General features: G+C 61.8%; 18 protein-coding genes and 1 pseudogene. 8 read left to right on the top strand and 11 right to left on the bottom strand.

Features of this window, described 5'->3' with window-relative positions; translation table 11 throughout:
• Positions 1-958 (bottom strand): metallophosphoesterase family protein (locus PQQ96_RS39080; RefSeq protein ID WP_408302338.1); only part of this gene is annotated, 958 nt, incomplete at its 3' end.
• Positions 959-1,192: 234 nt separating this feature from the next.
• On the opposite strand from PQQ96_RS39080, the gene PQQ96_RS39075 reads away from it, so the two are divergent.
• Both PQQ96_RS39075 and PQQ96_RS39070 read left to right on the top strand, forming a co-directional pair.
• On the top strand, positions 1,193-1,384 hold the full coding sequence (locus PQQ96_RS39075) for a hypothetical protein (protein ID WP_408302336.1): 192 nt from the start codon (positions 1,193-1,195) through the stop codon (positions 1,382-1,384).
• A 99-nt stretch (positions 1,385-1,483) separates the two neighbouring features.
• Positions 1,484-2,230: a hypothetical protein gene (locus tag PQQ96_RS39070; protein WP_408302334.1), complete on the top strand. Its 747-nt coding sequence runs from the start codon at positions 1,484-1,486 to the stop codon at positions 2,228-2,230.
• Positions 2,231-2,337: 107 nt separating this feature from the next.
• Here PQQ96_RS39070 and PQQ96_RS39065 read toward each other — a convergent pair whose 3' ends face one another.
• From PQQ96_RS39065 to PQQ96_RS39050, 4 genes are read right to left on the bottom strand one after another with little or no spacing between them, the layout of a single operon-like run.
• A complete protein-coding gene (locus tag PQQ96_RS39065) occupies positions 2,338-2,574 on the bottom strand; it encodes a hypothetical protein (RefSeq protein WP_408302332.1) in 237 nt (78 codons plus the stop codon).
• Positions 2,575-2,584: 10 nt separating this feature from the next.
• A complete protein-coding gene (locus tag PQQ96_RS39060; protein WP_408302330.1) occupies positions 2,585-3,232 on the bottom strand; it encodes a glutathione S-transferase family protein in 648 nt (215 codons plus the stop codon).
• A 40-nt stretch (positions 3,233-3,272) separates the two neighbouring features.
• Positions 3,273-3,725 (bottom strand): SRPBCC family protein, encoded by a 453-nt coding sequence (locus tag PQQ96_RS39055; protein ID WP_408302328.1) that lies wholly within the window; start codon positions 3,723-3,725, stop codon positions 3,273-3,275.
• Positions 3,722-4,057 carry an ArsR/SmtB family transcription factor gene (locus PQQ96_RS39050; RefSeq protein WP_408302326.1) on the bottom strand — a complete coding sequence of 112 codons (336 nt, stop codon included), beginning with the start codon at positions 4,055-4,057 and terminating at the stop codon, positions 3,722-3,724. The genes PQQ96_RS39055 and PQQ96_RS39050 overlap by 4 nt, the downstream gene beginning before the upstream one ends.
• A gap of 137 nt (positions 4,058-4,194) precedes the next feature.
• On the opposite strand from PQQ96_RS39050, the gene PQQ96_RS39045 reads away from it, so the two are divergent.
• A complete protein-coding gene (locus tag PQQ96_RS39045; protein ID WP_408302324.1) occupies positions 4,195-5,130 on the top strand; it encodes a LysR family transcriptional regulator in 936 nt (311 codons plus the stop codon).
• Positions 5,131-5,164: 34 nt separating this feature from the next.
• On the opposite strand, the gene PQQ96_RS39040 is transcribed toward PQQ96_RS39045, so the two are convergent.
• On the bottom strand, positions 5,165-5,788 hold the full coding sequence (locus PQQ96_RS39040; protein ID WP_408302322.1) for an HAD-IA family hydrolase: 624 nt from the start codon (positions 5,786-5,788) through the stop codon (positions 5,165-5,167).
• Between the two features lie 323 nt (positions 5,789-6,111).
• Here PQQ96_RS39040 and PQQ96_RS39035 point away from each other — a divergent pair, with 323 nt between their 5' ends.
• Complete coding sequence (locus PQQ96_RS39035) at positions 6,112-7,023, top strand: patatin-like phospholipase family protein (protein ID WP_408302320.1); 912 nt, start codon at positions 6,112-6,114, stop codon at positions 7,021-7,023.
• 95 nt (positions 7,024-7,118) lie between these two features.
• A complete protein-coding gene (locus PQQ96_RS39030) occupies positions 7,119-7,892 on the top strand; it encodes a YkgJ family cysteine cluster protein (RefSeq protein ID WP_408302318.1) in 774 nt (257 codons plus the stop codon).
• A 27-nt stretch (positions 7,893-7,919) separates the two neighbouring features.
• Here PQQ96_RS39030 and PQQ96_RS39025 read toward each other — a convergent pair whose 3' ends face one another.
• Both PQQ96_RS39025 and PQQ96_RS39020 read right to left on the bottom strand, forming a co-directional pair.
• On the bottom strand, positions 7,920-9,071 hold the full coding sequence (locus PQQ96_RS39025) for a branched-chain amino acid ABC transporter substrate-binding protein (RefSeq protein ID WP_408302317.1): 1,152 nt from the start codon (positions 9,069-9,071) through the stop codon (positions 7,920-7,922).
• A 132-nt stretch (positions 9,072-9,203) separates the two neighbouring features.
• On the bottom strand, positions 9,204-10,433 hold the full coding sequence (locus PQQ96_RS39020) for an NAD(P)/FAD-dependent oxidoreductase (RefSeq protein WP_408302315.1): 1,230 nt from the start codon (positions 10,431-10,433) through the stop codon (positions 9,204-9,206).
• 421 nt (positions 10,434-10,854) lie between these two features.
• On the opposite strand from PQQ96_RS39020, the gene PQQ96_RS39015 reads away from it, so the two are divergent.
• On the top strand, positions 10,855-12,258 hold the full coding sequence (locus PQQ96_RS39015) for an aminotransferase-like domain-containing protein (protein WP_408302313.1): 1,404 nt from the start codon (positions 10,855-10,857) through the stop codon (positions 12,256-12,258).
• Between the two features lie 35 nt (positions 12,259-12,293).
• Here the strand turns inward: PQQ96_RS39015 and PQQ96_RS39010 are convergent, their stop codons facing one another.
• The 3 genes from PQQ96_RS39010 to PQQ96_RS39000 all read right to left on the bottom strand — a co-directional run bounded on the left by PQQ96_RS39010 (position 12,294) and on the right by PQQ96_RS39000 (position 16,630).
• Positions 12,294-13,268: a hypothetical protein gene (locus PQQ96_RS39010; RefSeq protein ID WP_408302311.1), complete on the bottom strand. Its 975-nt coding sequence runs from the start codon at positions 13,266-13,268 to the stop codon at positions 12,294-12,296.
• A 382-nt stretch (positions 13,269-13,650) separates the two neighbouring features.
• Positions 13,651-15,006 carry a sigma-54 dependent transcriptional regulator gene (locus tag PQQ96_RS39005; protein ID WP_408302308.1) on the bottom strand — a complete coding sequence of 452 codons (1,356 nt, stop codon included), beginning with the start codon at positions 15,004-15,006 and terminating at the stop codon, positions 13,651-13,653.
• Positions 15,007-15,475: 469 nt separating this feature from the next.
• The gene (locus PQQ96_RS39000) at positions 15,476-16,630 is read right to left on the bottom strand and encodes an epoxide hydrolase family protein (protein WP_408302307.1); all 1,155 of its coding nucleotides are present in this window, start codon (positions 16,628-16,630) and stop codon (positions 15,476-15,478) included.
• 170 nt (positions 16,631-16,800) lie between these two features.
• On the opposite strand from PQQ96_RS39000, the pseudogene PQQ96_RS38995 reads away from it, so the two are divergent.
• Both PQQ96_RS38995 and PQQ96_RS38990 read left to right on the top strand, forming a co-directional pair.
• Positions 16,801-16,932 (top strand): annotated as a pseudogene (locus PQQ96_RS38995) (CidA/LrgA family protein); the annotation flags it as partial.
• 82 nt (positions 16,933-17,014) lie between these two features.
• Positions 17,015-17,335: 5'/3'-nucleotidase SurE (locus PQQ96_RS38990; protein ID WP_408302305.1), on the top strand; the 321-nt coding region annotated here is incomplete at its 3' end.

Here is a 17,335-nt window from a genome sequence, read left to right as displayed (position 1 = left end):
TCGTGTCGGCAAGCGTCGCCTTGAGCGGATGACGCGCGATCTTGATGCTCGTCACGCCGAGCATCCTGGGGAGTTGATCGCTCGCCACCGTGAGTGGTCCAGGGCCGGGGCCGTTGCCGGCGCTCGGCTGCGGATAGGCTGTCGAGCGCGCAGTATGGAAAGTGATATTGCCTTCGACCTTCGACACGATCTGGTGGATATGCCCGTTCAGCACGGTCACCGAGCCAAAGCGCTTCAGATAGCTCATTGCCTGACCGGCGTCGCCCGTGCCCCACCCCCATGGCTCGTAGATCGTCCACATCGGCATGTGTGCAAAGACGACAATCGGCGTGCTGGACGAGCGCCCCTTCAGGTCATTTTCAAGCCAGGCGAGTTGATCGTCGCCGAGACCGCCCAAGCCGTTCGGCTTGAAATGCATCACGTTGACGAGCGCGACGAAGTGCACGCCACTGTGATCGAAGCTGTAATAGCCTTTGTTGTCTGAGGCCTTCCCGAAACGGCTGAAGTATTCGGTTCCGGGGCCGTCCGTCACGTCGTGTTCGCCTGGCACGGTGTGGAGTTCGGTGATATTCAGACCCGACATCAACTGCGCCGCGAGATCGAACTCAGCCGGTTTGGAGAGATGCGTGATGTCGCCGGTGTGAATGGTCAGCGCGGGCTTGACCGGCATGGCGTTGACGTAGTCGATCGTCTGTTTGAGCGTACCCGCGACGTCCGGGTTGGCTTCTTTATTGAAGCCGATATGCGAATCGCTGATCTGCAGGAAAAGCGGCACACCCATGGACGTCGAGGATGATTTCGCGTCGGCCGCAAGGGCCAGTTCCACGGGCGTGAGAATGCCGCCGGCAAGGACGAACACCGTGCCTACTCCACCGAAGGCGAGACACTTCAGGGCGCCGCGGCGGGATGGGCTAAATGCGGGGTTAAGCGCAGAATCGGATGAATGATGTGACGACATGTTGACCTCACGATAAGGATTCGCAGGCAAACCGCGGGATCATCCGGCGGGCCACACGACTCGGTTCGTCAGGCATGACTGCCGCGCCGCCGGTTTTATTCCCGGAAAAAGAAAATCGGCGCTGGCTGATAAAGCCACCCGCTCAGGCTTACATGTCCGGCGCCAGAATAAATGGGAATAGCCGCGCCGCGGCGGCGGTCATGCAGATGAGGGAACCTGAAAGGAGTAACCAACATGGACATCATCGACATGGCCCGTGCCTCGGGCATGGCCGTCATCCTCGACGGCAGGATTGGCCGCGAGGAATATCAGAGCGTGTGCGGCTCGCTTTCCGCGTTGCAGCGATTTGCCGAAGCGGTGCGCCAGGGTACGGTACAACAGAGCCGATCTCAGAAGCGCACCATCACGCCTGCTCGCAGAGCGTGAGGAACGTGAGGCATGGGAGGCGCGGTGGCATGCTCGACTTGGTTCGGCCGCGAACTCCCAAGCCGTTCTCCGGAGCATACGACTTGAAGGGAGGGTAATGTGCGACCGGAATTACGACCCGTTCTGCGCCGCCTGCAACTCGGATCGGGCGTTGTGCTGCTCATCTATCTATTTTTGCACCTGGTCAATCATGCGCTCGGAATCTGGTCGCTCGATCTTGCCGGACGCGGACTCATGCTTGCGCTGTGGATCTGGCATAGCGTACCCGGCACGATCCTGCTGTACGGTGCGGCCCTTCTCCATTTCGCGCTCGCCGTGCGCACGATTTACGGGCGCCGTCACTGGACGCTCCCGCCGGCCGAATGGATCCGGTTGTGGGCCGGACTCAGCCTGCCACTGCTGCTCATCCGGCATGCGGTTGCGACGCGCCTCGCAACGTCGCTGTATGGCTTTGAGCCGAACTACGAGCGGATCGTAATATCGCTGATCACGAGCGGCACGCAGGGTCTGCAGCTTGCACTGCTCGCGCCGGGCTGGATCCATGGCTGCCTCGGCGTGTGGTTCAGATTGAGTCCCTATCCGGCGGCACAACGCGCGAGACCCGCACTGCTTGCCCTGCTCGTTGTTTTGCCATTGTTATCCGCCGCGGGTTTTCTGCGGATGAAGCAAGCGGTCGTCGCAATGCATGCTGTCCTCCCCGCTACCGATTCGAAACTGCTGACGCACCAGCTCGCGCTCGATACATGGCGTCACAGCCTCGTCACGCTTTACCTTGCCGTGCTCGTTAGCGCGCTTCTGGCGGGCTTGTTGCGGAATTGGCTGGAGCGCCGACCGCGTTCGGCATGACACCCCATGCCTCACAGACATATTCAATGTAGCCTCAGACGGCTACAAGCAGGAAAGTAGCTTTTGAAGGCGACTTCCGGCGCGAGTTGCGGGCGCCGGCTGAACCGCTAATGGATGAAATGACCACAAATCGGCATTGCGCTCAGGCGCGCAAGGAACGACGACTGGCCACCGCGAACATCGGCGAATTGATCGGCCGCGAACGCGGAGCCGGCGGCGGCACCGACCGCAATCAAGACGATCGCGATCCGGCGGCGCCGCCCGGCACAGCCGATCAGCGTGCCCGACACGCTGCGCCAACCGGCGAGCAAGGTGACGGCGAGTGCAACGATCGCGCAGCACATGGCCGTGTCATCAGGCGTTGAGCGCAGCGTTGGCAACGGAAGTGGCCCGGCGCACCGGAAACGGATTGCGCCATGCCTCGATGGTGTTCAGCTGATCGTGCCAGCGCCGTATTTCCGGAAACTCATCGAGCGGCATTGCTGCGTTTTTCGCATACGGCAGCGCGATGGCAACGGAAAAATCCGCGACTGTCAGAGCGTCGCCGAGTAGCCATTCACGGCCTTTGAGGTGCTGGTCGAGCACGCGGGCAGACTTGCGAAACAAGCCCTGCTCTTCAGCGACTTTAGACGGGTCGGGGCCGCCGAGTCCAAACACCGGCTTGATGATCGATTCGAAGTAAAGCGCGCCGGCATGCGGGTAAAAATGATGGTTGTTCCAGCTGAACCAGCGCAAGACATCGATCTGCCGGTCATCCGTCGGCCAGAGGTCGGACTCCGCGCGCCGCGCGAAATGGCTGACGATGGCGTCGGCTTCCCAGATGCTTCTCTCGCCGTCGACGAGACAAGGCACCTTGCCGTTTGGATTGATCGCCAGATAGTCCGGCCTGCTCTGCTCGCCCTTCGTCAAATCGACAAAGACGTATTCGATTTGCAAGCCTAAATATCTTGCCACTGCGCAAGCTTTCCGTGGAGCCAGAGTTTCAGCATAGTAGAGCTTCATATTCGACCTCGGCATGAGTTGAATTCGTTTCCGACGCGAGTCAGTTGCCTTCGCCTTCCGGTTGAGTCATGAATGCGCCGAGCTTGTCCAATGCCGTGCTCCAGCCGGCCTGATGAGCATCGCGCGCAGCCTCGTCGAAGAACTGTGCATGAGTGAGCATGAGTTCGGTTCCCTCTTCGATTGCGCGCAGCCTGAGGGAGACCTGCGAGCGGCGCTCGGGCATCGTGACCCACTCCCACGTGAAAACGAGCTTGCGGTCCACTTCGACTTCCAGGTATTCGCCGCGGCAGTCGTGCGTCTCGCCGTCCAGTGTCTGGAACACCACGCGAAAGCGGCCACCCACGCGCGGATCGGCTTCGGCGCTTAGCACCGGCCCGGCGTCGGGCCCCCACCAGCGCACCATCAGTTCGGGCTTCGTCCACGCTGCATAAACTCGGGCTGGCGGCGCCTTGATGCGCCGCACGATAGTCAGGCTCGGCGGTTCCTGGATCATTCCTCATCTCCCTCCACAAAATCGGCAAGCCGGTCGAGGCTCGCGGACCAGAAGCGCTCGTAGCGCTTCAACCATGCCATTGCCTCCGCCATCGGCGCCGCGACCAGATCGACCGAGACGGTCCGTCCGTTCTTCGTACGCGACACCAGACCCGCGTCGCTCAGCACGTCGAGATGCTTCATGACCGCGGGAAGCTTGAGCGGCAGCGGCCGCGCGATTTCCGTGACCGACAGCCCGGGCTCCCGCTCGAGGCGAGCAAGGATGGCCCGGCGTGTCGGGTCCACGAGGGCGGAAAACGTGCGATCGAGTTGACTGACTGGAGACTTTGCCATATGGTGAACTATATGGCGATGCGTAAACGGTGTCAAGATTTCTCGTAGGTAGCTCGCATTGCGTGGACTTCTGTTTGCGGCCGATCGGCAGTCCGTTCTAGACTGCGAAGCGGTCACATTCGAGAGGACAACCGGGTATGGATTTGCTTCAGGCGATGGCGGTGTTCAAGCGCGTCGTTGACGCGTCGAGCTTCTCGAAGGCGGCCGACTCGCTGGAGATACCGCGTGCGTCGGTGTCGACGCTCGTGCAGAATCTGGAGAACCATCTGGGGGTACGCCTGCTGAATCGCACGACGCGCAGCGTCCAGGTGACCGACGACGGCGCGCTCTACTACGAATACTGCGCACGCATTCTGGCCGAGGTCTCCGATGCCGAATCCGCGTTATCGAACAAGCGGCAAAACCCGCGCGGCACGATTCGCGTCGATACATCCGCCACGTTCGCCGCCAACGTGCTGGTCCCCGCCATGCGCGATTTCAATGCGCGCTATCCCGACATCACCGTGAAGCTGGGATTGGCCGACCGCAACGTCGATCTTGTGCAGGAAGGCGTTGATTGCGTGATACGGATCGGCACGCTCGACGATTCAAATCTCATCGTGCGACCGATCGGCAGCGTTCGCATGTGCATCTGCGCCGCGCCGGCGTATCTCGAGCAGATGGGCGAGCCCGTCACGCCCGACGACCTCGACCGCCATCGGCCGGTGAACTATTTTTCCGCACGCACGGGACGCATTTATCCATTCGAGGTTGAAGTGGACGGAGCGCTCGTCCGAAAACCGGTGAACGGCATATTCGCGGTCAACGAGGGCCTGGTGTACGTCATGTCCGCGATCGAAGGATTGGGGCTGATTCAGGTGCCGCGTTTCATGGCTGCGAAGGCGATCGAGGCCGGCGCGTTGCGCGAAATCCTCGGTGACTACCCATGTCCCTCCGTGCCACTGTCCCTGCTGCATCCGCACCGTCGGCCGAGCATGTGCGTGCGCGTTTTTAGCGAATGGGTTCACGAACTCGCGCAGAATAATCCGGACCTCAGCGGCCAGGCGTTGCCCGAGGGACACGCTACGCTCTAGCGCCTCGTTCGTTTATGCGCCCGTGCCGCACGTCTTACGTCTGCTCGATCAGGCCGTAACGTTCCAGTTCCGCCGACAACGCTTCAGCACTGACAAACCGATATCCCAGCAGGCCGGCGTCGACTGCGCCCGCCACGTTAGCGTCCGTATCGTCGACGAAAAGCGTTTCGGCGGCGGGAACACCCAGTTGCTCCACGCAGCGGAGATAGGTTTGAGCGGCCGGTTTCGCTGCACCGAACGCGGCGGACGCATAGACGTGTGGACCGAACAGTTGCGCGACGGGTGGATTCAGAAAGCCGATATGCTCGGTGAGCAGGCGGCAGTTGTTGGTGAGCACCGCGATCCGGTGATGTTTTGCGACTCTTTCGGCAAGCGCGAGCACGTCCTTGTTCGGCGTAATCGACGCGTAGCGCGCGCTCAGCCAGTCATCCCGGCTCACGGGACAGTTCAGCAGTTCGCCGAGCGCGCCCAGATAGTCGTCGTCGCTGATCTGCCCCGCGTCGGCACGGGCTTCTAGCCCTGATCCCCAGATCGCGTGACGCACGGCTTCTGGCTTCTGCCCGGAAATTGCCGCCAGACGATCGACCCGCGCAGAACGGTCGTAGTGGGACAGAACGCCCTCCATGTCGAACAGGACTAGCGTGATGGGTGCAGTCATGCTGTTGCCCTCGCGTTGAAAGCTCCACGAAACAAGGAGCCGGGGTTAAGCACAGTCTTGTCCAGCGATCCAGCGACGGCGTGGAATACGCGCAAAATAAATTTAATCTTAGTGCAACCCGAGCGGCCGCTGAGCGCACGGATGCACGCGAACGCTCGTTACAAGCTAACAGATTGCCTTCAGGCGCAATCGCGGCATGATGCACTGAACGACTAGCTCGACGACGCCTTCGAATCGCTCGCTGCATCCGATCCGGAACCGTCACCGTGCTCGCGCCGCACCTGCTACGTGGGTACGGCGTACAGTATGCAGGGGAGGCCGATATGTCATCGATTGATTCCACGCTGTCCGACCCGCGGGCCAACGTGCCTCGCACTCCACTAACCGCCTTCGTGTTTTCCGGCGGCGGCAGTCTGGGTGCCATTGAAGTCGGCATGTTGCGGGAGCTGCTCAATCGGGGCGAGCATCCGGGTTTCGTAGTCGGCGCGTCCGCGGGCGCGATTAACGCCGCCTATTTCGCGGGAAGTCCGAATTGTGACGGTGTGGCAATGCTCGAGTCGCTGTGGTGCCGGATCCGCCGGCAGGACATCATGCCGTTCTCGATGCTTGGGCTGCTCGACATGGTGCTGCGGCGCCGTCCGCATCTCGTGGAGGCGACGGCGCTGCGTATGCTGCTCGAAAAGAACCTTTCATTTATGCGCGTGGAGCAAGCGACGCTGCCCTTGCACATTGTCGCTACCGATGTGCTTTCGGGTAACGAGTTCGTGATATCGTCCGGTCCGGTGGTGGAAGCGGTGTTGGCAAGCGCGGCGATTCCCGGTGTGTTTCCACCCGTACGAATCGACGGTGTGGATCTGATCGATGGCGGCGTCGCAAATAACACGCCGATATCGGTTGCCATTGCGCTTGGCGCGACCCGAATAATCGTGCTGCCAGCGGGTTTCGCTTGCGCGCTCCGTGCGCCGCCTGCCAGCGCGATTGCTCAGGCTATGCACGCGCTCACGCTGGTCATCGCGCGCCAGCTCGTTCGCGATCTGGAGTTCTACACTACCCGCGCCGAGATTTTCGTGGTACCCCCGCTTTGTCCGCTCGACATTTCACCTTACGACTATACGCAATGCAATCGCCTGATCGACCGTGCCGCCGGGACCACACGCGCGTGGCTCGATGGCGGTGGCCTTGAACGCGCTTTCATTCCTGGCGAATTACGCCAGCATTCGAATACGGCGCATTGAGGCCAGCCGACCGGCATTTATTTGCAGGGTCGCTGTCAGAATTTCGCCTCTGTTCCGACCAAGCACAACGCCGACTTTTTGAAGAGAGAATCAGGGTGGATGACATCAATTTCGAATGCACCGCGTGCGGCAACTGCTGCCACGATTTGCGCCTCGCGCTGACGACAACCGAGGCGATCGATTGGCTTCAGCGGGGCGGGCAAATGGAGTTGTTGTGCGAAGCCATTCCGTGGCCGGTCGAGCCTGAGTCTGGAAACGCGCAAGCCGGGTACAAACGGGCACGTTCAACGCCTGCGATGAGCGGAACATTGCCGGTGCGCATCTCGATCACGCTCGCCGCCGCGTTCGCCGGTGCCTGTCCGAATCTGCAAGCCGACATGCGCTGCGGCATCTATGAACAAAGGCCGATGGTGTGCCGGATCTATCCTGCAGAAATCAATCCGTTCGTTACGCTGGTGCCGGAAAACAAGGGCTGTCCTCCTGAAGCGTGGCAGAAAACGCCGTTGCAAAGGCAGGGTGTACTTGTCGACGAGACGACCTACCAACTGGTGCAGCAGTCGCGTCGCGCGAACCAGCTTGAGGCGCCGCTGCGCGCGCAGATCTGCCTCGAACTGGGACTGAACAGTGCGGCCCTCGCGAACGAGGGTTTCGTCATCTATGCACCGGAAAGTGACGCCCTGCTCGCCGCGCTTCGGCGGATCCACGCGGCGCCGGCATCGCAGGACGCAACGGTTGAGTGGGTGTTCGTGTCGAATCGCACCGAGACCGTGGACACACTGCTATCGGTTGGCGCAACGGGTCATCTCGTTGCGCCCACGCCTGCCGACACGTTTCGGTATCACGGATTTTTCCCGTCCTCGCCGGGCTGAAACACCCATCTGTCTTCGCGCGATCAACTAGACGCCGTTGCCGCCCACTGTCTTGATGCTCTTCCACTGTCCCTGCTGGACCTGAAACAGCGTGTACGGCGGCTTGATCAGATCGCCATAAGGGTCAAAGGTGATATTGCCGGTCACGCCGGTGACTTTCACCTTCGCCAGGGCATCGACGATCCTTGCCCGATCGAGCGAGTCGGCGCTGTGTATCGCTTTGATCATGGCAAGCGCGGCATCATAGGCAAACGGTGCGTACAGCTCGACATCCTGATTGAAGCGCGCTTTATAGCGCTTGCCGAACTCCAGTGCGGCAGGCAGCTTGTCGAGCGCCGGACCGGGTTCGAGATCCTGCGTACCGTCACCCGCCGTGCCGGCGATCTGCAGGAACGCATTGCTCTTCAGCGCGCCAGCGCCGAACAGTTGCGCCTGCATGCCCAGCGAGCGCATCTGTTTGAGCAGCATGGCACCCTGTTCATCCAGACCGCCGAAGAAAATCAGATCGACGTTCTTGCTCTTGAGCGTCGTCAGGATGGCGCGAAAATCCACCGCTTTGTCGTTCGTGAACTCGCGATCGACGATGTTGCCGTTCGCTTCCTTGGCGCCTTTTTCGAATGCATCGGCGAGCCCTTGCCCGAACGCCGTGCGGTCGTCGATGATGCCGATGCGTTTCGCCTTCATTTGCTCCACCACGAAGTGCCCTGCCACGACACCGCCGATGCCGTCATGCCCCATGGTGCGGAACACGTTCTTGTAGCCTTGCTTGGTGCGTTGCGGATTGGTCGAGCCCGGCGTAATCATCGCGACATCGGCCTGGTGATAGACCGTCGACGCCGGAATGCTGCACCCCGAGTTGTAGTGCCCGATCACGCCGACCACACCGTCGTCGACCAGTTTCTGCGCGACCTGAATCGCCACGCGGGGGTCCGCCTGATCGTCCTGCACATCGAGTTCGAATTTGACCGGCTTGCCACCGATCACCGGATGCCGCGCGCTCTCTTCATCGAGCGCCAATTGCGCGCCGTACTGCAGGTCTTTGCCGACACGAGCAACCGGGCCGGTCAACGGTCCAACAAAACCGATCTTGACGACTTCAGAATCGGCCGCCCACGAAGACGACATAGTCGTGACGAGTGCGCAGACGGTGGCACTCAACAACCAATAGCGACGATTCATGATCCACTCCTTGCGTGATGTGACGTCGCGCGCGATGTGTAGGTTGGCCGATCCGATGCGCGACGCGTCGAAACCGTCCTGCGATGCTTGTCGTGACGTGAGAAAACCTGTCTGCTCAGAACCTCAAAAAAATCAAAAGCGCGTGGCGGCATAAGGCGCGAGATCGAGCGGCGGCGCACGCTGCGCGATCAGATCGGCAACGATGCGTCCGCTTACCCCGGCTAGCGTCAGCCCAAGATGCTGGTGGCCGAATGCGTAGATCACCCGATCGCTCGCGCTCGATCGTCCAAGTACCGGCACGCCGTCCGGCAAGGTCGGACGAAACCCGAGCCAACTGCTATCCGGCGCATCGAGCGCGGGTAAGGCGCGCTTCGACGAAAACGTCAGCAGGTCGATCAGCGAGCGGTTGCGCGTGTCGCCGGACCCCGCAAGTTCGACCGTGCCCGCGACCCGCAGGCCATCGCTCATCGGCGTCATGTAGAAACCGCGCTCGGCCCAGCCGACCGGGCGCGACACCAGTTGTTGCGCGCCCGGAAAGCGGACGTGATAGCCGCGCTCCGTATCGAGCGGGACCGGGTCCCCGCATTGTCTGGCGAACTGGGCGGACCGCGCGCCCGTAGCGATCACCACGTGACTAAAGTGGCGCGCGGCACCGTCAACGGTCACGGCCGCGCCTTCCGCGGAAGGCTGTACGGCGTCGACGGCCGAACGCTCCAGCTTCAAACCTTGTGCGGCGAGCTGCTGATAGAGCGCTTGAAGAAAGCCGTGAGGATCGGAAAAGTGCCAACTGTTGCTGAACAGAACGCCACGCTCGAAGATCGGCGCGAGCGACGGTTCAAGCGCCCGGATGTCGCCACCGTCAAGCACATCGAAGGCGACGCCCAGCTGTTGACGCAAATCGAGTGCGGGACGAGCCGCATCGAACGAAGCCGTGTTCGAGTACAGATAAAGGCACTCGCGCGGCCGGACAAAACGCGCCAGCTCCGGGTCCGCAAGCAGTAGCGCATAGCCATCGCCAGCGCGATCGAGCAACGCGGCGAGTGCAGCGGCGCTCGCTTCGTAACACCGCGGCAGCGAGCTCATCATGAAGCGCGCCAGCCACGGGGCGAGATGAGGCAGATACCCCCAGCGCAATCTGAACGGACTATCGTTCGACAAAAGAAAGCGTGGCAGATCGCGGAACACGGAGGGGTTGTTGACCGGAATGCACGCATAGTGCGCGAAGGTCCCGGCGTTGCCGAACGACGCCCCCTGCCCCACGCCGGCCGGATCGAATAGCGTGACCCGATGGCCGTCGCGCATCAACGCCGCCGCGCTCGCAAGGCCGATGAATCCCGCACCGATGATGGCAATCTCCGACATCACTTGCGCCCTTCCAACGCGCCGCCGCCGGACGCGGTCATCGCGACCGGCCACTGGCGAAGTGCAGCGCCAGGCTTCGACGCGGACGCGGCTGGAGAGGACTGCGGAAAACGCATGGGGACACTCCTGGAGACGGAATCAGGACACTGCCCGGCGACACCTTGGCACGCACGCCACCAGACAAACTCTGGCAATCAGAATCACACAATATTTTTTTGTGTGCAATTAATACCCACATTGTGTGGCTCTGGAATTTTCCCTGGATGGTCCGTGGCGCAGTCCTTGCAAACAACGGCACACGGGAAGCCAGCCGTTCCCGAGAGCCATTTTTAGGCGTTGCGCGGGCGCATGTCTGGTATAGAATCGGCAAAATTCCGCACAATCGCGGACAAAGCTGTTTTGCATGGAGACATTGGTTCTTATGGCTTCTGGCAAAGACACGACGCGTGGGGCCAACGGGGCGCCGGCGCAGACGAAGCGTTCCACGTATGTCGAGGTGTCCAGCTCGATCGAAAGCGAGATCCGCAGCGGCATCTATCCGCCGGGCAGCCGCCTGCCGCCGCAGCGGCAACTGGCCACCGAACTGGGCATCAATGTGTCGACGGTGTCCCGTGCGTACAAGGAATTGCAATTGCGCGGGCTGGTGATCGGCAGCAAGCGGCGCGGGTCGCTCGTGACCGGCGGGGCGATGCCGAGCGTCGAACCTGCCCAGGCGGCCAGCAACGCGGCGATCGACCTGACCGTCAACCGGCCGGCCACGGGCGAATTCCTGAACTGCCTCGCGCGCACGCTGGCGGAATTGCCCCGTGATCCGCGGTTTCCGCAATTGCAGGAGTACCAGCCGCCGCAAGGTCCCGCCTGGGCACGCGCCGCCGGCGCCCGCTGGATGGCCGCGCCGGGCTTCACACCGACGCCCGATCACGTGGTGGTCACAAGCGGCGCCCAGCACGGTTTGTATGCCGTGCTGAACAGCCTGATCGGCACAGACGGCGTGATCCTCGCCGATCAGCTCACCTACTACGGGCTGAAAGCCCTGGCGCCGGTATTCCAGTTCGAAATCGTCGGCATTCCGAGCGACCGCGACGGCCTGCTGACCGACGAGGTGGAACGGGCCTGCCGGCGCATGCCGGTGAAGGCGATTTTCACGGTGCCGAACCTGCAGAACCCGACCGTGACGACAATGAGTCTCGAGCGCCGCATGGCGCTCGTCGACATTGCGCGCCGGCACGGCGTGGCGATCATTGAAGACGACGTCTATGGGCCGTTGGTTTCGCAGCGGCTGCCGACCATCGCGAGCCTGTGTCCGGAACTGACGTTTCACCTCGCAGCGACCTCGAAGATTCTCGCGCCCGGCCTGCGGCTCGGCTACCTGCTGAGTCCGCCGGACAGTTCGGCGCTTTGTGCGGAGGCGGTGCGCACCACCGCATGGATGCCCGCGCCGATGTCGATGCTGATCGCGTCAATCTGGATCGAGGATGGCACCGCGCGCCACATCATGGACGCGCAGCTTGCCGAAATTCGCGCACGGCAGGATCTGGCGCGCGAGTTGTTGCCGCAGGAATTGCTGCAGACCGATCCGGCGTGCATGTTCGTGTGGCTCAAACTGCCGCCGCCGTGGCGTGCCGACGACTTCGCGGCGAACGCGAAGGCGCGTGGCGTGGTCGTGATGCCGTCGTCGGCGTTTGCCGTGGACCGCTCGGAGATCGAGCACGGTGTGCGGATCAACCTCGCGTGCGCGACGAGCCGCGATCAACTTGTGAGCGCGTTGAGACTGTTGACGGGCACATTGAAAGATCGTCCCCGGGCATTGTTCGGGACGATCTGATGGGCGGCGCGGCATTGCACCGCGGGGACGGTGGCCTAGCTCTTCACGCCGCGCCCGGCGCAAGCAGACAGCGTGACGAGACGCTCCACACTCAGCAACCGGGCGATGCGTTTCAACGCATGACGCACGCGGCCACGTAGATGCGCCACGCGCATACGCCGCCAGAAACGGTCCGGCACAAAATCGGCGAAACGCGCCTCGCTTTCCAGCAACGCCTTGCCGCCTGGCAAATGGACAAACGAACAGCAGCGAAACCAGCGCACGTCGCGATAATTATTGCCGGGCCAATGGCGGCCGACTGCCTGATAGGCGCCGACCTCGATCAGACCCTGTCCTTCGTCGACCAACGCATTCAGCGCCGCGGAAATAAACGCTTCGTCGCCATGATGTCTCAGGCGCTCGATTTCGATGAGATAGCGCGCGTAACAGGCCCGCGCGCACGGCACGAGCCGGCGTAATGCAGCGGGCGTCGCAAGAAGAAATTCACCGCCGTACCAGCGCGGATTCCTGAGCCGCCTGTCTGCAACAATTTCCAGGTCCGCCACGACACGTTCGCTACCGTACGGCGGAAATACCTGATCCGAAATATCGAATGCGCCGAGCCCCGCTTCAGCGCAGCGCTCGATCAGATTGTGGGCGAGCGGCAGCAACGCAACCATGTCGGCATCGAGCAGCAACAGCATCGTGTCGGCCGGCAGCGAATCGGCCATCTGGTCCATCAAATCCAGTTTGAAATGCGCGGCGTAAAACGGCGTGTTTTTCGGCAACTCGATCGTCGCATTTAACGTCTTCAGCGCGGGCCGGTGCGCGGGTGCCATGCTTTCGAGCCGTTGCGCGACCAGCGCCGGCGCGTTGGTCATGATCGTCAGCGTCGGCATGCCGACCTGCCGCAAGCTGTTGTTCAGGCAGATCGCCTGACTCACATAGGACAACGGATTGCGATTCCTCGAGTTAGGCCCCGGACTCGCATCGACATCCACATAAACCAGTGTGCAAGGAAAAAGATTCACGGTGCTCCTCACCAGACGTGAGAAACGGTTCGCTTTTTCCAGCGCTGCCGTTATGGTTCGCGGATTGATCCACAGGTTCTTTCAGGGGCCAGGCCAGAAGCCCGCGCGAGATGCGCAGCCGTTGTGCCGCGGCTCGCGCCTTCATGGCGCCACGCTTGAGCCGGGTGAGCTGATCTGCGGAGATGGAGTCGGATGAACCGGGGCGCAGATATCAGGTATGAGCTATCGTTTCACGTCCGTGCATTGCCTTTCCGCCAAAAGCCAGCGCGACGCAACGCGAGTGCCGTCAATCGGCTTTCGGCAGGTCGAAAGTACGCGACATGGCTGGTCGCTTTAACACTTGAGTGAACAAGTTACCTGGCTGCCGCGCAGGAACTTCGCCTCAACCTTCGGCGGCGCTGTCTTCCCCGTATCGCATGCCATGCGCGCTGAGCAAACGGTACAGCGTTGCGCGTGAAATACTGAGCTCGCGCGCAGCGTCGCCGAGCCGCCCGCGATGCCTCAGCAGCGCGAGTTCAATGGCCTGCCGCTCCGCTGTCTCACGTGCCTGCGCCAGTGTCAGTGGCGCGGTCGCGACGTAGCCCGACAGTTCGAGATCGTCCGCGGTGATTGTGCGCCCCTCCGACATCACCATGGCGCGGCGAACCCGGTTGATCAGTTCCCGTACGTTGCCGGGCCAGTCATATAGATGCAGCGCCGCGATCGCGTCCGGAGAAAAACCGTACAGCCGACGGCTCGCATCCTTCCTGTAGCGATCCAGCGTGTACAGCGCGAGCAGCTCGATGTCCTTGCCGCGTGCACGAAGCGGCGGCTCGTCGATCCTCAATACGCACAAACGGTGGTACAGGTCCGCGCGAAAGCGTCCGTCTTCGATGGCGGCTTCCATATCGACGTGGGTAGCCGAGATGATGCGCACATCGACATCGATCGAACCGTTGCCACCCAGACGGTCGATGGTGCTTTCCTGCAGGAAACGCAGCAGGCTAGCCTGACTCTCGAACGACAGATCGCCGATTTCATCGAGAAACACAGTGCCGCCGTGAGCGGCTTCGACGCGCCCTATTCTGCGTTGATTCGCGCCCGTGAAAGCGCCACGCTCGTAGCCGAACAGCTCGGATTGCAACAGGTGCGGCGGAATTGCACCACAGTTGATGGCGACGAACGGCGCGTTACGGCGCGGCGAGCGCGCGTGAATCGCCGCCGCCGTCAGTTCCTTGCCGGTTCCCGATTCACCGGAGACGAAGACGGGTGCGTCGTTTGTCGCGACTTTGCGGATGGAGCGGAACAACGCGAGCATGGCATCGCAAGTGCCAATCATCTCGCCTTCAACCGTGGACGTATCGACGAATATGGGTTCGCCGAGCAAGATCATGCCGCATGCATGGCCTACCGTATCGACAATCCTGGCGTTCGCAGCGGGGAGCGTGACGTAGTCGAAGCAGTAGTCGCGAACCAGCCGGCGTACGTCGGCGTCATCGAGTTCCGGCGCGGCGGTCATCGCCACCCAGCCTATGTTCGGCATCGCAAGGCAGGCTTCCAGCGCGGCAATGTCGCGGGAGTCGAACACGCTCGACAGGTCGACCAGCCCGCCGGCCAGCGAGCCGTCATCCATGGCTCGCCGAACGTTCCGAACCGAATCGATGATCTGAACCTCCCAATCGCGCGCCTCGAAGCTCGCCAATAGATCCGGCAATGGATCGCGCGTGAAGTAGATGACATGCCGCGTTGTGGCCTTCATTTTCTGCATTGTTTTTTGTTTTCCCGCAGAGTCTGCCCTGACACATGGTGCGTTCAGGTCCCTCGCCGCTGCGTTGTTTCCTGCTGCCGCGCTAACGCGGATGCCTGTCCTCGTGAATCAGGCGCCTACTGGGTGCTGCCATTTCTTCGCGCATCGGATTCCGGCAAATCGACGGGGCCGGGAACGTACGCTGGCGAGAAAGCGGATGCGATAACGACCGCTGATCATACGCGGCTACAGGACCGCTGCAAGGGTTCTGACCATATTTATCGATTACGTTCGGACGCATGCCGTGCGGTGCTTTGTCTGAACAAATCAAGGGACAAGCTGATCGGGCGGCCGCGTCGGCTGGATAAGTCATGCAACGGGCATATTCGATGATGCGGAGGACATAAATGCGCCGCGTACCCCGCATTGGCGTCGATATCGAGCCGGCGCCACGTGCGTTGGCGTAGTTGAGGCGACGTGCCTAAGGCCTCAACTTCCTGAACAGTTTGCGAATCTCGGCAGCGAGCAAATCAGGCTTCTCCATCGCAGCGAAGTGGCCTCCGCTCGGCATGTCGGTCCATTGCACGACGTTGAAGGTCCGCTCGAGCCACGTGCGCGGCGGATGATTGATCTCGTGAGGAAAATGGGCGAATCCCACCGGCGGCACGACGCGTTGGCCCGCGGCGAAGCGCATCGGCTGCAACCGGTTTTCCCAATACATTTGCGTCGATGTGCCGATACTCTGCGTGTACCAGTAGAGCGACATGTTGGTGAGCAACTCGTCTTTCGAAAACACCCGCTCGATATCACCGTCGCAATCACTCCACGCGCGAAACTTCTCGCCGATCCATGCAGCGAGTCCCACCGGCGAATCGTTCAACGAAGCAGCCAGGGTCTGCGGTTTCGTGGCGTGCATATGGGCATAGCCACCTTCGAGCGCGGCCCATTCGTTCTTCTCCCGCAGATAGGTTTCCTCTGCGAGCGTGAGCGGTGTCTGCGCAGCGCCGTTGGCGGGTTCGTATGAACTTGGCAAGAAGTTGAGATGAATGCCGTCGACACGCTCGTGATGCCGTGCCGCAAGCGCGATCGAGACGCCGGCGCCCAGATCGCCGCCTTGCGCACCAAAGCGCTCATAACCGAGGCCACGCATCAGGGACGCCCACAAGTCCGCCACCTGAAATGCGGATGTACCGGCCTCAGCGGGAGCCTGCGAGAACGCGAAACCCGGCAGCGATGGAACGACGACGTCGAATGCATCGGCCGGATCGCAGCCGAATGCGGCCGGATCGCATAAGCGGTCGAGCAATGCGTGGAACTCGAAAAACGAACCCGGCCAGCCATGCGTGACCACGAGCGGATAACACGCCGGGCCGACACCGCGCCGATGCACGAAGTGCACGCGCTGTCCCTCGACCTCGGCGAGAAACTGCGGTTGCAGATTCAGCCGGCGCTCTGCCTCGCGCCAATCGAAGCGCTCGGCCCAGTACTGGGCGAGTTCGCGCAGCCAGGCGGAATCGGCACCTTGCTGCCAGGCTGGCGACGGCGTTGCCGGTGCCCAACGTGTCGCACGAATACGCCGGCGAAGATCGTCTATGTCAGCGTCCGGCACAGCAATCTGAAACGGCTCGATCTGCATGTCAGTTCATCCGGCACAGGGGTGTGGGGATTAACGGGCGCGTCTGACCCGGTCACGCTTCGCGGCCTTTTAGCGAAGCGAAGGCACGAGGCGCAGGCACGGAGCGGGCACGAAGCAATCTGCATGGTACACAATGAGCGCATTTCTCGTTTTGTGTCCCGCAGACCTCCATGCTTGCAGCGCTTGCGGCTCTACTCACATTTCAATGCCTTCGCGAAGGTGTGTCGTACGTGTTCCATTTGCCGGTGCCAGGTCCGGTGATCGGCATGCTGCTGTTGTTCGGTTTCATCATGCTGCGTCCACCGCTCCCCTCGCGACATACCCTTCTCAATAGCCGGATAATGAGACTTCCCTTCCCTTACTCATTGAGAGGAGCATGCCGCAATGTCTGCCTATGAATCCAAGGTGCCGCGGGTACTGTTGACGAACGACGACGGTATCGACGCACCCGGCCTCGCCGTACTCGAGGCAGTTGCCGCCGAGCTCGCGCATGAAGTCTGGGTAGTCGCGCCGGAGCACGATCAGAGCGGCACGTCGCATTCGATCAGCCTGCACTCGCCGCTGCGTGTCAGCCGCCAGGGCGAACGGCGTTTTGGCGTTGTGGGCACACCGGGCGATTGCGTCGTAATGGGTGTGCGGCATCTGATGCGCGCCGCGCCGCCCACGCTGATTCTTTCCGGCGTCAACCGTGGCGGCAATCTCGGC

The sequence above is a fragment of the Paraburkholderia sediminicola genome, from assembly GCF_046027825.1.
GTDB classification, from domain to species: domain Bacteria; phylum Pseudomonadota; class Gammaproteobacteria; order Burkholderiales; family Burkholderiaceae; genus Paraburkholderia; species Paraburkholderia sediminicola_D.
The sequence above is the reverse complement of the archived record's forward strand: the minus strand, read 5'-3'. Positions and strand labels throughout refer to the sequence as shown.

What these genes read in the sequence shown, in the direction of transcription:
- PQQ96_RS39075 (WP_408302336.1), top strand. Translation starts at nt 1,193, where the DNA reads ATGGACATCATCGACATGGCCCGTGCCTCGGGCATGGCCGTCATCCTC.
- PQQ96_RS39065 (WP_408302332.1), bottom strand. Translation starts at nt 2,574, where the DNA reads ATGTGCTGCGCGATCGTTGCACTCGCCGTCACCTTGCTCGCCGGTTGG.
- PQQ96_RS39060 (WP_408302330.1), bottom strand. Translation starts at nt 3,232, where the DNA reads ATGAAGCTCTACTATGCTGAAACTCTGGCTCCACGGAAAGCTTGCGCA.
- PQQ96_RS39055 (WP_408302328.1), bottom strand. Translation starts at nt 3,725, where the DNA reads ATGATCCAGGAACCGCCGAGCCTGACTATCGTGCGGCGCATCAAGGCG.
- PQQ96_RS39050 (WP_408302326.1), bottom strand. Translation starts at nt 4,057, where the DNA reads ATGGCAAAGTCTCCAGTCAGTCAACTCGATCGCACGTTTTCCGCCCTC.
- PQQ96_RS39045 (WP_408302324.1), top strand. Translation starts at nt 4,195, where the DNA reads ATGGATTTGCTTCAGGCGATGGCGGTGTTCAAGCGCGTCGTTGACGCG.
- PQQ96_RS39040 (WP_408302322.1), bottom strand. Translation starts at nt 5,788, where the DNA reads ATGACTGCACCCATCACGCTAGTCCTGTTCGACATGGAGGGCGTTCTG.
- PQQ96_RS39035 (WP_408302320.1), top strand. Translation starts at nt 6,112, where the DNA reads ATGTCATCGATTGATTCCACGCTGTCCGACCCGCGGGCCAACGTGCCT.
- PQQ96_RS39025 (WP_408302317.1), bottom strand. Translation starts at nt 9,071, where the DNA reads ATGAATCGTCGCTATTGGTTGTTGAGTGCCACCGTCTGCGCACTCGTC.
- PQQ96_RS39020 (WP_408302315.1), bottom strand. Translation starts at nt 10,433, where the DNA reads ATGTCGGAGATTGCCATCATCGGTGCGGGATTCATCGGCCTTGCGAGC.
- PQQ96_RS39015 (WP_408302313.1), top strand. Translation starts at nt 10,855, where the DNA reads ATGGCTTCTGGCAAAGACACGACGCGTGGGGCCAACGGGGCGCCGGCG.
- PQQ96_RS39005 (WP_408302308.1), bottom strand. Translation starts at nt 15,006, where the DNA reads ATGAAGGCCACAACGCGGCATGTCATCTACTTCACGCGCGATCCATTG.
- PQQ96_RS39000 (WP_408302307.1), bottom strand. Translation starts at nt 16,630, where the DNA reads ATGCAGATCGAGCCGTTTCAGATTGCTGTGCCGGACGCTGACATAGAC.